11 protein-coding genes are annotated in these 13,144 nt (G+C 55.2%); 9 read left to right on the top strand and 2 right to left on the bottom strand.

The window, feature by feature from the left end; all coding sequences use genetic code 11:
- Positions 1-190: 190 nt before the first annotated feature.
- On the bottom strand, positions 191-1,318 hold the full coding sequence (locus G506_RS0110960; protein ID WP_051202073.1) for an alkane 1-monooxygenase: 1,128 nt from the start codon (positions 1,316-1,318) through the stop codon (positions 191-193).
- Between the two features lie 35 nt (positions 1,319-1,353).
- Entirely contained in the window at positions 1,354-2,667 is a 1,314-nt protein-coding gene (locus G506_RS19545; protein WP_051202072.1) for an ammonia-forming cytochrome c nitrite reductase subunit c552, read from the bottom strand.
- A 497-nt stretch (positions 2,668-3,164) separates the two neighbouring features.
- Between G506_RS19545 and G506_RS0110950 the strand changes: the two genes are divergently transcribed.
- The 9 genes from G506_RS0110950 to serA all read left to right on the top strand — a co-directional run bounded on the left by G506_RS0110950 (position 3,165) and on the right by serA (position 13,082).
- Positions 3,165-4,433, top strand: a complete 1,269-nt coding sequence (locus G506_RS0110950; protein WP_028116895.1) for a DEAD/DEAH box helicase — start codon at positions 3,165-3,167, stop codon at positions 4,431-4,433.
- A gap of 214 nt (positions 4,434-4,647) precedes the next feature.
- Positions 4,648-4,860: a hypothetical protein gene (locus G506_RS0110945; protein ID WP_028116894.1), complete on the top strand. Its 213-nt coding sequence runs from the start codon at positions 4,648-4,650 to the stop codon at positions 4,858-4,860.
- A 483-nt stretch (positions 4,861-5,343) separates the two neighbouring features.
- Positions 5,344-5,784 carry an Hsp20 family protein gene (locus G506_RS0110940; RefSeq protein ID WP_028116893.1) on the top strand — a complete coding sequence of 147 codons (441 nt, stop codon included), beginning with the start codon at positions 5,344-5,346 and terminating at the stop codon, positions 5,782-5,784.
- Positions 5,785-5,967: 183 nt separating this feature from the next.
- A complete protein-coding gene (locus tag G506_RS0110935) occupies positions 5,968-8,118 on the top strand; it encodes a molybdopterin-dependent oxidoreductase (RefSeq protein ID WP_051202071.1) in 2,151 nt (716 codons plus the stop codon).
- An 86-nt stretch (positions 8,119-8,204) separates the two neighbouring features.
- Positions 8,205-8,861: a ribose-5-phosphate isomerase RpiA gene (rpiA, locus tag G506_RS0110930; RefSeq protein ID WP_028116891.1), complete on the top strand. Its 657-nt coding sequence runs from the start codon at positions 8,205-8,207 to the stop codon at positions 8,859-8,861.
- A gap of 80 nt (positions 8,862-8,941) precedes the next feature.
- Positions 8,942-9,478: a glutathione peroxidase gene (locus tag G506_RS0110920; RefSeq protein ID WP_028116890.1), complete on the top strand. Its 537-nt coding sequence runs from the start codon at positions 8,942-8,944 to the stop codon at positions 9,476-9,478.
- Positions 9,479-9,764: 286 nt separating this feature from the next.
- Complete coding sequence (locus G506_RS0110915) at positions 9,765-11,147, top strand: coniferyl aldehyde dehydrogenase (RefSeq protein ID WP_156904878.1); 1,383 nt, start codon at positions 9,765-9,767, stop codon at positions 11,145-11,147.
- 1 nt (position 11,148) lies between these two features.
- Complete coding sequence (locus tag G506_RS0110910; protein ID WP_028116888.1) at positions 11,149-11,754, top strand: TetR/AcrR family transcriptional regulator; 606 nt, start codon at positions 11,149-11,151, stop codon at positions 11,752-11,754.
- 98 nt (positions 11,755-11,852) lie between these two features.
- Positions 11,853-13,082 carry a phosphoglycerate dehydrogenase gene (serA, locus tag G506_RS0110905; RefSeq protein ID WP_028116887.1) on the top strand — a complete coding sequence of 410 codons (1,230 nt, stop codon included), beginning with the start codon at positions 11,853-11,855 and terminating at the stop codon, positions 13,080-13,082.
- Positions 13,083-13,144 lie beyond the last annotated feature (62 nt).

Genomic DNA, 13,144 nt, shown 5'->3' with positions numbered 1-13,144 from the left:
TCACGGTGATCCCACCGTGACCTTATTTATTGTAGTTTACGAACAAATTATGCCGATCTGCGGCGCGCGCCAAGCTGGCACCCTATGGCACCGATGCAGCGGCCAAAGATTGTCGAACCTTAGCGAAAAATAGCGGTATTTCAATGGGTAGACCGGCAATTCTGATAATAGCTTACGGCTAAGTTGACGATTATGGCTGACTTAACCAGCCTTTCTGTTGAAGCAGTTGCCGCTCTTGGTCACTGGCAAATTCACGATCCCACTGCGCCAACCGTGGCGCCATCACCCGTCGCCACAACGGTGGGATCAACGTCAGCAATATGGTGGTCATGTAACCGGCGGGCATCATTGGCGTTTGCACCAAGGGTTGCAGTTGTTCAAAGGGTAATTGCGCTTTGGCATGATGATGCGAGTGGCGGGTCAGGTTAAAGGTCGCCCAGCCACTGATGCGATTGTTGCTGTTCCAGCTGTGACGGGGCTGCACAGGTTTACAGGGATCGCGCACCAAGCCGTAGTGTTCCATGTAGTTGACGATCTCAAGGTAGGCTTTGGCGATTAGGGCGCAAGCCACAAACACCAATGCGCCTTGCCAATTCGCCAACAGATAGGCCAGCGCTAATAGCGTCAGCGACATCGCTTGCCCACGCAGATAGCGGTTGTGCCAACTTAGCCGCGGCAAGCGCCGCAGCGCCAGCCGTTTGGCCTCAATCCGCCAAGCACTGAGATTGCCGAACCAACTTGAGCGCCAGATGTGTTGATAGACATTGCGACCACGGGGCGCCGTGGCCGGATCGTTGTCAGAACCGAGCCAGCGATGATGACCATAGACGTGTTCAATGGCAAAAGCAGTATCGCAACTGAATGCCAGTAACCAACGGGACACCACCTGCGCCAGCGGCTGACCAGCACGATGACACAGTTCATGACCAACTATGGTGCCCAACGACGCCAACATCAGGCCGCTGCCCTGCAGTGCGGCTGGAATTAACCACCACGGGGTTTGCTGTTTGGCGGCCACAAACGGGTAATCAATAACGCCAGCGAGCCAAGCGCCCAAGCCCAGCATATCCCCCGGAGTCAACGCCCACAGGGTAACTAGCATCAACAGCAGCATCAGTGGCAGCGCCAGATAGAGCAACCCATCCGCCAACCGACTCGGCTTGATTGTCGCTGGGGTTAGATCGTCCCCCAGCAGCGCCTCGCCGAGCACCAACACCGCCACCGTTGTGGTTGGCCCTAATAACCAGCCCCAACCGCCGATCAGCAGACCCAGCAGTTGCGGAACCAGTAGCAGATACATCGTTAGATAGCGCCACATATCTCGTGCCCGTTTAATCGGCGGATATTATCAACCTACCAGCCCGGCCAGCGATCTTGCACCTGCTCGCGCAAAAACTGCTGTTTTTGTTGCTCCAGTGCAGGCATATCCAAGCCAATAAACTGCTGCGCCGCCGCTTTGCTGCTGAGATCTGGGTAACGTACGCGAAGGTCAGGCTGCGCCGCCAACAGCGGGGCTATTAGCGCCCGCGCTTGCAGAGCCTGCGTCTTAGCCGCCGCCAGCAGCGCTAACCCCTCTTGTGGGTTATGGGCATGCACCCCATGGGATGACACCGCAAAATCCCAGCGCCACTGGGCGTGGCGGATCAGCATCTGAATTGGCGTTAACTGCGCTTGGCTGACCTTGGCGCGCCACAGTGCACCCGTCTCCGCGTGGGCTTTTACCAGCAACGCTTCGACTTCACTGCGAGCGTCGTCAATCCGCTGCCGCTGCTTGGCCATCTTCGCTTTTAACGTCGACTCGCTGACGTGGCAATCAATGCACTGGCTATCAAAGTTATCCCAGACATTGGCGGTGTTGTGATCATGGTATTCGCGGCCATTGGCGTCGGTTTTTACCGGCATATGGCAGGTCACGCAGGTAACCCCTAACTTGGCGTGACTGCTGCGACTCCACTGCTCGTAATCCGGATGGCGAGCTTTGACCATCGGCGTACCAGAGATCGGGTGGATCCAGTCATAGAAACGGCGGGTGTCGTAGTATTTCTCGATCTGATCGGCACTGTTGCCGAAAATCCACGGGATGTTGACGCGATTGCCCTGCTCTGGCTGAAAGTAATAGGTGACATGGCACTGGCCACAGGTCTGCGCCGCTTGTGTCGCGTGGTTTTGCTTGGCAAACGGTTGCTGCACCTTGGCCATCGCCTCCAGCGCAAAGGGTCGTGCCAAGCGCAGGCTCTGCTGATCCGCCTGATGACAATCATCACAGCCAACCGACACCGCCATCTCGTGGCCAACCTCAGCCATGGTTTTACTGCCAAAGCCGTTTTCACCATATTCCGCCATCAACATCGGCGCTCCTGGGCTTTTGCAGCTAAAACAACTGGCGGATTTGCTGCCATCGGCGCTGCGCAGGGTATTCACCACATCAGCCACGGCAAACTGATGACCCCGTGGCGCGGTGTATTGCCGTTCAAAGCCAGAGCCGGCCCACAGGTACACCATCGCAGGTCGTTGCTCTAACAGATCGTCGGTACTGCTGTTGGCTGCCGTCGATAGCCAACTAGCGGTGGGCTGAGTATTGGCATCGGGAATATCGGTCGCGCTACCCCGGTCGCAACCGGTCAGCAGTACCACACCAGCAAGCGCAGATATCAGTAGTGTTTTCATTCTTTAAATAACTTTCATATTCAATGCAACTTATGTTGCCACGCTGACGCCACTCTCCCGAGGATAGTTGACCCAAGCAGTGAGCAAGATCACAAGTCATTAGGGCGTGTTGACCTTTGCTGTATATTTTTGCGCCCACAAATGTCAGTTCCTGATGCTAGATTGAACTTGGCAAGTCAATTTGACTATTCAATCGTCACTATTGGGCGCCTTTCAGGGTCGGATTAGCGGCAGTCACTCTTCGTCATACGATTTCGACGTAGAGCCCTGATTTTGATTTCAGAAGAGAGGGCCTTCAATCGCAATCCTCAATTGACTGCCGCTATCCTCGACCAAATTCTGAACACCGAAAGCCAACACGCCCTAGGCTCCGTTACCGAAACGACGCCAAAACGCCACCGCAATTTAGCCGCTCTAAGGCCCTCGAAAAATCTCCACCCGCGATAACCGTTTATCCTGTATCATGTGCCACCATTTTTTCAGTCGGTTAATCAGCCATGAGTTTTGCTTCCCAAGGGTTCAGTCCCGAGATCGTTCGCGCCGTTGCCGAGTGCGGCTATGACAAGATGACCCCGGTGCAACGCCGTGCCATCCCTGCTGCCCGTAAAGGTCGCGACATTCTGGCGAATGCTCAAACTGGTACCGGCAAAACCGCCGCCTTTACCCTGCCGATTCTGCAGCAGCTGATCGACAATCCGCAGCCAGTGAAAAACTTCAACGTTCGTGCGTTGGTGTTGGCACCGACCCGCGAACTGGCGGCGCAAATCGGCGCCAATGCCGAGGCCTATGCCAAGTATCTGGATCTGTCGATCGTCACCATCTTTGGTGGCGTTAAGATGGCCGGTCAGGTCAAGCAATTGCAGCCAGGTGTCGATCTGCTGATCGCCACCCCTGGCCGTCTGCTCGAGCACATTGCCGAAGGCAACATTGCCCTAGGCGCGATTGAACACGTGGTGCTGGATGAAGCCGACCGGATGCTCGATATGGGTTTTGCCGGTGAATTGAAACGGCTGTTCTCGCTGGTGCCAGCCAAGCGCCAAACCATGCTGTTCTCCGCCACCTACCCAGCGGCGATGAAACAGCTAGCGCGCCAAAGCCTAACCAGCCCGGTTGAAGTGGCGGTAGACGCCATCAACGCCACCGCCGAAACCGTCAGCCACGTGGTTTACCCAGTGGATGCAGGGCGCAAAATGGAACTGCTGTCAGAGCTGATTGGCCGCAAGAACTGGCGTCAGGTAATGGTGTTCTGTAACTACAAAGAAACCGCCGATAACGTCGTTAAAGAACTTAACCTTAACGGCCTGCCAACTGTGGTCTGTCACGGTGACAAAGGCCAAGGTGCCCGTCGTCGGGCGCTGGCGGAATTTAAAGAGGGCAAAGCGCGAATCCTGGTGGCCACTGACGTTGCCGCCCGCGGTTTGGACATCAAAGGTCTGCCGTACGTAATCAACTTCGACGTGCCATTCTTGGCGGAAGACTACGTTCACCGCATCGGCCGTACCGGTCGTGCCGGACAGCGTGGCCACGCGGTCTCTTTGGTTGGCCGCGATGAAGAGTTGTCTATCGCTCAGATTGAACAGCTGATCGGTCAACACATTCACCGCATCACCCAAACCGGTTACGAAGTGCCGGATCGCACCGCGCTGCTGCACGATGTGCGCAACAAAAAGCGTTACACCGACAAGCGCCGCCGCACCAACAACCCAAGCGCCGATCGCGGTCAGGCGCAAGCCGCCGCCGAACGCAACCTGCGCAAACGTCGTTAAGGGCAGTTAACAGTTAGCAGTTAGCAGTTAGCAGTTAGCAGTTAGCAGTTAGCAGTTAGCAGTTAGCAGCACAGTGTGCATAAGGGAGTCCAGATGGACTCCCTTTTTTGTCGCTTTAGCGTAACGTCAAAACCGCCGACAACTGGCAAAAATCGTCAGCTTCAACTAGTGCTTAGCTAACGGCCTTAGACGCCCTAATCACAAGGAGGAGCCGATGTCAGACCAACCACTATGCGCTGCCTGTAAGGCGCAACTGAGCCAACAAAACGCCGCTCCGCACGACAACCTGCGCGAATTTGCCAACCATGAAGCCAGTACCGTCGACGGCGGCTTTAGCGAGCACGAATACCACTGCGATAAGTGCGGCCACTATCTGCGCCACATCAGCGGTATCATCATGGATGGCGGCTGGAGCGAAATGCCATAACCGCCATTAGACGCGACCCGCTTTTCGCCATCGCTCTAACCTGCCCTCACCTCTGGAGGGCATTTTCTTTTAGGGCGTGTTGACCTTTGCCGAATATTTTTGCGCCCATTATTGGCCACTTTTGACAGCAAATTGAACTTGCTCGGTTAATTTTACTGTTCGATGGTCACGAAGGGGCGCCTTGCAGGGTCGGACTAGCAGCTGTCACTCTTCGTCATACGATTTCGACGTAGAGCCCTGATTTTGATTTCAGAAGAGAGGGCCTTCAATCGTAATCCTCGATTGACAGCCGCTATTCTCGACCAAATTCTGAACACCAAACGTCAACACGCCCTAGTTTTAATTCAATAACTTAAAAATTAATCCGAACATTTTTTCGGTGTCGCCCTTTAAAAGTTTCAGCCAACACCACACATAGGGTTTGAGGGTGCTCGATGGAGGCTCTCGAATTTCAATTTTGTTGCTCAATAGAGGACACACCAAATGCGTACTTTTGATCTATCGCCACTGTATAAATCCGCCATCGGTTTTGATCGTTTCGCCAACGTTATGGATGAAGCGATGCGCATCGAACAAAACGGTTTCCCGCCATACAACATCGAACTGGTTGAACAGGATCGCTACCGCATCACTATGGCGGTTGCCGGTTTTACCGAAGATGAGCTGGATATCGAAGTGGAAGGCGACACCTTGCGAGTTGAAGGCAACCGCAGCAAAGGTGAAAGCGAGCGTAAATTCCTGCACCAAGGCATTGCCGAGCGTAACTTTAAGCGTCGTTTCCGTCTGGCTGATCACGTTAAAGTGCTGGATGCCCAGCTGCAAAACGGCCTGCTGAATATCGAATTGGTGCGTGAAGTGCCAGAAGCGATGAAGCCACGCAAGATCAACATCGGCCAGCGAGTGTTAGAGGCCAACGCGGAATAATCCATTTCGCCCCCTAATCTGTCATCATCACTCCCGCCGAAGGAGCCACCGTCAAAGGTTGGCTCCTTTTTTGTTTCTGCCCGTTATGGCCGGGCTCATCATCACCATCAAATAGCTTTCAATTGCCGCCGTTAAATTAACGCGGCAGGTTTGGGGATAGCAGCAATTAAAGGAAGCCCAGCTATGCCCGCCGTCGAGAACACCTTATCCCAACCACAAAGCCATTACCGCGCCTGCCATCTGTGCGAGGCGATCTGTGGCCTGAAAATCGTTACCGAGGGGGAGCAGATCCGCTCGATCACCGGCGATAAAGACGATCCGCTGTCTCGCGGCCATATCTGCCCCAAAGGGGTGGCGCTGAAAGAACTCCACGGCGATCCAGACCGGCTGCGCACGCCAATCCAAAAAGTAGCCGGTCAATGGCAACCGATTGCTTGGCAAGATGCCTATCAGTTGGTCGCGGATAAACTCAGCGCTATCCAACGGCAATACGGCGATGACGCCATCGGCATCTACGCCGGTAATCCCAATGTTCACAACTTAGGGCACATGACCCACGGCAGTCACTTTACTCGGCTGATAAAAACCAAAAACCGCTTTTCGGCCACCTCGGTCGATCAACTTCCGCACCATCTGGTGTCACTGTGGATGTATGGCCATCAGTTCCTGCTGCCAATTGCCGATATCGACCACACCGATCTGTTGCTGGTGATTGGCGCCAATCCGCTGGCCTCGAACGGCAGTCTGCTGACCGCCCCTGATATCCGCAATCGCCTAAGCGCGATTCGCGATCGCGGCGGCGAGGTGGTGGTTATCGATCCGCGCCGCACCGAAACCGCCAAGCGCGCCAGCGCGCACCACTTCATTCGCCCCGGCACCGACGCCGCGTTGCTGCTGGCGATGATCAAACTGATCGTTGATAACCGCTGGCAGCGCCCCAACCACCTGACGCCGCTGACCGATGGCCTTGAGCAACTCAGTCAAGCAGTAGCGCCGTTCAGTGTTGATTGGGTGAGCGCCTATTGCGGCATCGAAGCCGCAACCATCGAACGTTTGACCAAGCGCCTGTGTCAGGCCAACAGCGCCGCCGTTTATGGTCGCATGGGCGTCTCCACCCAAGCGTTTGGCACCCTCTGTCAGTGGGCCATTCAAGTGCTTAACCTACTGACCGGCAACCTTGATAGCGTCGGCGGTACCCTAGTCAGCACCCCGGCGATCAATCCCGCCGGGCCCAGCGATCGAGCTAAAGGTCACTTTGGCCGCTGGCACAGCCGAGTGCGAGGCCTGGCAGAGTTTTCCAAAGAACTGCCCTGTGCGGTGATGGCCGAAGAGATCACCACCGCCGGTGCCGGCCAAATCAAAGCGATGATCACCATCGCCGGCAATCCAGTGTTATCGACGCCATCGGCAGATAATCTTGATAAGGCACTTGCCAGCCTCGACTTTATGGTGAGCGTCGATCCCTACCTGAATGAAACCACCCGTCATGCGGATCTGATCTTACCGCCCGCCAGCCCGCTGGCTCACAGCCACTACGACCTGATCTTCAATAAATTTGCGGTGCGCAACTACGCCAAATACAGCAAGCCGGTCTTTGCCCGCGCCGCCGATGAGCGGCTCGACCATGAGATCTTTAATGGCTTAGCACTGGCGCTGGCGGCGGCCAACGGGATGCCACTGCAACCGCTGCCAGCGCCAGAGGCGATGTTAGCGCTGGGGCTTGCCGATGGCCCTTATGCCAATAGCGATAACCCACTGACCCCAGAACAACTGCTTAGCGCTGAACACGGCATCGATTTAGGGCCATTAACGCCATCATTGCCAGCGCGACTGTGCACCGACAATGGCCGTATCAATGCCTTTCCGGCCCCCATCGCTACCGATATTGCACGGCTGCAGCAACAGATGGATCGCCCAACCAGCAGTGAACTCACCCTGATTGGCAAGCGCGATCTGCGCAGCAACAATTCATGGATGCACAACCTACCTTATCTCGTAAAAGGCAAACCGCGCTGCGTGCTGTTGGTTCATCCAAACACCCTAACGAAGTTGCACCTGAGCGACGGTGAAACGGCTCAGCTAAGTGCCAATGGCAACCAACTAACCGTCACCATTGCAGCCAGCGACGACGTTCATCCAGAAGTAGTATGTCTGCCTCATGGCTGGGGGCACCGCTTTGCCGATACCCAGCAGCAGGTTGCCAATGAGCACCCAGGGGTTAACTTCAATCGCTTGGCCGACGCCAAGCAGTTAGATCCGCTTAGTGGCAACGCCGTGTTGTCTGGCTTTACGGTGCAACTCAAGCCACTGGATAAAACCGATAAACCGTTGTGATTACGTGTGAAAAACTGACGCGACTTGATCGCTTTCTGGCTCTATAATCGGCGCCGAAACCTCTTCGGTAACCAGGAATAATACCAATGTCACAAGATGCGCTGAAAAAAGCCGCCGGCTGGGCCGCCCTCGATTACGTCGAACCAGACACCATTATTGGTGTCGGCACCGGTTCCACCGTTAACCACTTCATCGATGCCTTGGGCACCATGGCCGACCAAATCAAAGGCGCGGTATCCAGCTCTGAAGCCTCCACTGAGCGCTTAAAAGCACTGGGTATCGAGGTGTTCGACATGAACAGCGTTAGCGAACTGAGCGTTTATGTGGATGGCGCCGATGAGATCAACGCAAAGATGGAGATGATCAAAGGTGGCGGTGCTGCCCTGACTCGCGAAAAAATCGTCGCTTCCATCGCCAAGAAATTTGTCTGCATCGCCGATGAAAGCAAGCTAGTAGATATTCTGGGGCAGTTCCCTCTGCCGGTAGAGGTGATCCCAATGTCCCGCTCTGCGGTAGCGCGTGAAATCGTCCGCATGGGTGGCGATCCGGTGTACCGCGAAGGCTGCATCACCGACAACGGTTGTCAGATAATCGACGTTTGGGGCTGGAACATCGACGCCGCCAAAGATCTGGAAAATAAGCTGAACAACATCGTTGGTGTGGTCACCAATGGCCTGTTTGCCCAGCGCGGCGCCGATGTGCTGCTATTGGCCAGCGAAGATGGGGTTAAAACCATCAAATAAGTACGCCATCGTACTTGGCGATGCTGATCTGGACTTTCAGCATCGCCGTTAAAGGACAACCACTCAAAAGGATCTGAACCATGAAAGTTAAAGCGCTGCTGCCGCTGTTGGCTCTGGCCTCCAGCACCGCCCTTGCCGGTCAATGCCCGGCCTGGCTTGACGTTGAAAAACGCAAGCTGCACTCCAAAGACAACGTTAACCTGTGCCAGTTAACCGCCGACAAACCGGTGCTGATCGTCAACACCGCCAGCCACTGTGGCTTTACCGGCCAGTTTGAACAACTCGAAGCACTGCACGATAAATACGCCGAACAAGGCTTGGTGGTATTGGGGTTCCCCTCTAACAACTTCTTCCAAGCGGCAGACAGCGAAGCGGAAGCCGCTGAGGTTTGTTACAAAAACTACGGCGTTTCCTTCACCATGCTGACCGAAACCGAAGTGCGCGGCTCCGATGCCGATCCGATTTTTGTCGAACTGGCGCGCCAAGGCGGCGCCCCGAAGTGGAACTTCTACAAATATCTGGTCGACGCCGATGGCAATCTGGTGGATTACTGGTCATCAAAAACCAGCCCAGATGACGATAAAATCGTCCAGAAAATCGAGACCTTACTAAAATAAAGAGTGAGCGTTTGGACGCCGGTTGGTGATCCGGCGACGCTCATTCCCAACCTTATCGGCCCTTGCGAGGCCGATTTTTTTTGGCTAAGTTGTAACCAGACCGACTAATCAGTCGGGGAAAGGCAATGTGGTGATTAGCCAGATCGCACCGGCTGCCCCTGCTCTTACTCATCACTGACAACTAGAAACTGATAACTGATCTCTAACCACTGAAAACTTATCGAAATTGGGAGCGCTTATGGAACCGGCCCTTGCTGTATCACCCCAAGACCACGCCATCGCGGCAATGCAACAACAGTTTGCTGACGCCAAGCAACACTACGCGGCGCATCGCAACCCGTCCCGTGAACAGCGAGATCGCGATCTGGCTAAGCTGGCCGAAGTGTTGCTGCAACAGCAACAGGCCTTAGTAGCAGCGCTAACCCAAGATTATGGCCAACGGGCCGAGTTCGACTCGCTGTTTACCGACATCGTCCCCAGCCTCAACTTAATCCGCTACAGCCGCAGCAATCTGAAAAAGTGGATGAAGGCCAGTCGGCGTCATGCAGGGCTGATGCTGTCGCCGTCCAAGGTTGAAGTGCAATATCAGCCCAAGGGCGTGGTTGGCATCATCGTGCCGTGGAACTTCCCGATCTATCTGGCGCTCGGACCACTGATCAGCGCCATCGCCGCTGGTAACGTGGCGATGTTGAAACTGTCGGAGTTCACCCCACACACCAATGCGGTAATTAAACAACTGCTGGCGGATTTCGGCCATCAGGCGCAAGTGGTCGAAGGGGAAGCAGAGGTCGCCGCGGCGTTCTCTGCCCTGCCGTTTGATCATCTGCTGTTTACCGGCTCCACCGCCGTAGGCCGCCACGTGATGCGCGCTGCCGCTGATAACTTAACCCCAGTAACCTTAGAACTTGGCGGCAAATCGCCGGTGCTGATTGACGACCAATTCGATATGGCCGAGGCGGTAGCACGGATCATCTACGGCAAGTGCCTTAATGCCGGACAGATCTGTGTCGCCCCCGATTATGTGCTGCTACCACGAGAAAAGATCGCCGCCTTTATCGACGCCTTCAAAGCTCATTTTCAGCGCTGCTATCCCGATGGCCTTGCCAGCAAGGATTTCTCCTCCATCGTCAATCAACGTCAGTACCAGCGGCTGCAGCACAACCTCACTGATGCCATCGATAAAGGCGCCACCGTCCATCCGGTAGCCGAGCACGCTAGCGACGATGACCACCATCGATTGCTGCCGCACCTGCTGACCAACGTCAGTGATCAGATGCAGGTGATGAACGACGAGATCTTTGGTCCATTGCTGCCTCTGGTGCCTTATGACAGCGTCGATGAGGCACTGGCTTACATCAACCAACGACCACGGCCACTGGCGCTGTACCTGATGAGTTTTGATAAGTCATTGCAACAGCGGGTGACCAGCGAAACCCACTCTGGCGGGGTCAGTCTGAATGACACCGTGGTGCATGTGGCGGCGGATGACGCCCCCTTCGGCGGCATCGGCCCCTCTGGCATGGGTCACTACCATGGCATCGAAGGCTTTCGTACCTTCAGTCATGCCAAAACCGTGGTTCACCGCGGTCGCATCAACTTCACCCAGATGTTGCACCCGCCCTACGGTAATGCGCTGCAACGGCTGATGCTAAAACTGCTGGCGCGCTGAGATGACAGTCGTTGCCGCCACTGCTGCACGCAGTAAAAAGCAGTTGCTGTTGGATGCCGCGCTGACGCTGTTTGTCGAGCGCGGCATCGAAGCCACCGCCACCGCTCAGATCGCCAAAACCGCCGGCGTTGCCAACGGCACTCTGTTCCACCATTTCGCCAACAAAGCGGCGCTGGTTAACGCGCTGTTTGCCGAAACCAAAGCGCAACTGGCGGCGGGCATTGAGCTAACGAACCAGCTTAGCGCGGAGATCGATCTGCTTCAGCACAGCCAGCGACTGTGGCATAACGGCATGCGCTGGGCTATCGCTCATCCACTGCAATTGCGCTTTTTACAGCAGATGCACTACCACCCCAGCGATCCAAATCGCCAACAAACGGTGCAGCAACTGTTTGCCGGAGTAAGCCAACTGCTGCAACTGGGACAGCAACAACAGTTGTTGGCTGCCAGTCCACTGGCACTGACCGAGCATTTGATCCACAGCCAGTTTTTGGCCAGCGCCGCGTTCATTAGCGAGCTGCCAAAAGCCCAGCAATCACAGGCGATTGACGACAGTTTTATGCTGTTTTGGCGAGTAATTGGCGGCAATACTGCACAAATGCAATGAGGTAATATCAAAGCTCTATCGACGCCGACTGCAATCAAGTAGTCGGCGTTTTATTTGGTTAAGCTATTTGCTCAAAAAACTAATAAATAGAGAACCAGATGAACCACTATTCCCTCGATAAGGATAAGATCAACGTCCTGCTGCTAGAAGGGGTACACCCGCAGGCGGCGGCGGTGTTCCGTGATGCCGGCTACCACAACGTCACCGAACTGAGCGGCTCGTTGTCCGATGAGCAACTTATCGAAGCCCTGCAAGAGACCCATTTTGTTGGCATTCGCTCCCGCACGCAGCTGACCGAAGCGGTAGTGGCCGCCGCCCCAAAGTTGGCCGGGATCGGCTGCTTCTGCATCGGCACCAATCAAGTGGATCTGCACAGCTGCGAAATGGCCGGTATTCCGGTATTTAACGCGCCGTTCTCCAATACCCGTTCCGTGGCTGAATTGGTATTGGGACAAATCCTGCTGCTGCTGCGCGGCATTCCCGAGAAAAACGCCCTCGCCCACCGCGGTATTTGGAAAAAATCCGCCAGCAACAGTTTTGAAGCCCGTGGCAAAGTGTTGGGGATCGTCGGTTACGGCCACATTGGCACCCAGCTTGGGGTGCTGGCCGAAGGGCTGGGGATGCAGGTGCGCTTCTACGACATCGAAAACAAACTGCCACTGGGTAACGCCCAACAAGTCGCCAGCCTTAACAAACTGCTAGCGCAAGCGGATGTGGTATCGCTGCACGTACCAGAAACCCCAAGCACTAAAGAGATGATCGCCACCGCGCAATTAGCACAGATGCAGCGAGGCAGCATTTTGATTAACGCCTCACGCGGTACCGTAGTCGATATCGAAGCCCTCTGTGATTCCCTTAAATCTGGTCACCTAAGTGGCGCCGCCGTCGATGTGTTCCCAGAAGAGCCGAAATCCAACGACGATCCATTTATCAGCCCGCTGTGTGAGTTCGACAACGTGATTTTGACCCCGCACGTTGGTGGTTCCACCCAAGAGGCGCAGGAAAACATCGGCATCGAAGTGGCGCAGAAGCTGGTTAAGTATTCCGATAACGGTTCAACCTTGTCTGCGGTTAACTTCCCACAGGTGTCGCTGCCAGAGCATCACGGCAGCTCTCGTCTGCTGCACATCCACCGTAACCAGCCGGGAGTACTGAACCAGATCAACCAAGCGTTTGCCGCTAAGGGGATCAATATCTCTGGTCAGTATCTGCAAACTACCGCCAATATCGGTTACGTAGTGATGGATGTTGATACCGAACACGCCGAAGAAGCGCTGGAAGAGTTAAAGCTGATCGACGGCACCATTCGTGCCCGCGCCCTGCACTAATCTGTTCATTTCAGCCCAAATAACAACGGCGCCGCGGACTCATCCACGGCGCCGTTTTTTAT

The sequence above is a fragment of the Ferrimonas senticii DSM 18821 genome (genome assembly GCF_000422665.1).
GTDB classification, from domain to species: Bacteria; Pseudomonadota; Gammaproteobacteria; order Enterobacterales; family Shewanellaceae; genus Ferrimonas; species Ferrimonas senticii.
Note: the sequence above shows the minus strand (reverse complement) of the source record. Positions and strands in the feature narration are given on the sequence as shown.

Coding starts and splice junctions, on each gene's coding strand:
- G506_RS0110915 (WP_156904878.1), top strand. CDS start 9,765: ATGCAACAACAGTTTGCTGACGCCAAGCAACACTACGCGGCGCATCGC.
- G506_RS0110960 (WP_051202073.1), bottom strand. CDS start 1,318: ATGTGGCGCTATCTAACGATGTATCTGCTACTGGTTCCGCAACTGCTG.
- rpiA (WP_028116891.1), top strand. CDS start 8,205: ATGTCACAAGATGCGCTGAAAAAAGCCGCCGGCTGGGCCGCCCTCGAT.
- G506_RS0110935 (WP_051202071.1), top strand. CDS start 5,968: ATGCCCGCCGTCGAGAACACCTTATCCCAACCACAAAGCCATTACCGC.
- G506_RS0110940 (WP_028116893.1), top strand. CDS start 5,344: ATGCGTACTTTTGATCTATCGCCACTGTATAAATCCGCCATCGGTTTT.
- G506_RS19545 (WP_051202072.1), bottom strand. CDS start 2,667: ATGAAAACACTACTGATATCTGCGCTTGCTGGTGTGGTACTGCTGACC.
- serA (WP_028116887.1), top strand. CDS start 11,853: ATGAACCACTATTCCCTCGATAAGGATAAGATCAACGTCCTGCTGCTA.
- G506_RS0110920 (WP_028116890.1), top strand. CDS start 8,942: ATGAAAGTTAAAGCGCTGCTGCCGCTGTTGGCTCTGGCCTCCAGCACC.
- G506_RS0110945 (WP_028116894.1), top strand. CDS start 4,648: ATGTCAGACCAACCACTATGCGCTGCCTGTAAGGCGCAACTGAGCCAA.
- G506_RS0110950 (WP_028116895.1), top strand. CDS start 3,165: ATGAGTTTTGCTTCCCAAGGGTTCAGTCCCGAGATCGTTCGCGCCGTT.
- G506_RS0110910 (WP_028116888.1), top strand. CDS start 11,149: ATGACAGTCGTTGCCGCCACTGCTGCACGCAGTAAAAAGCAGTTGCTG.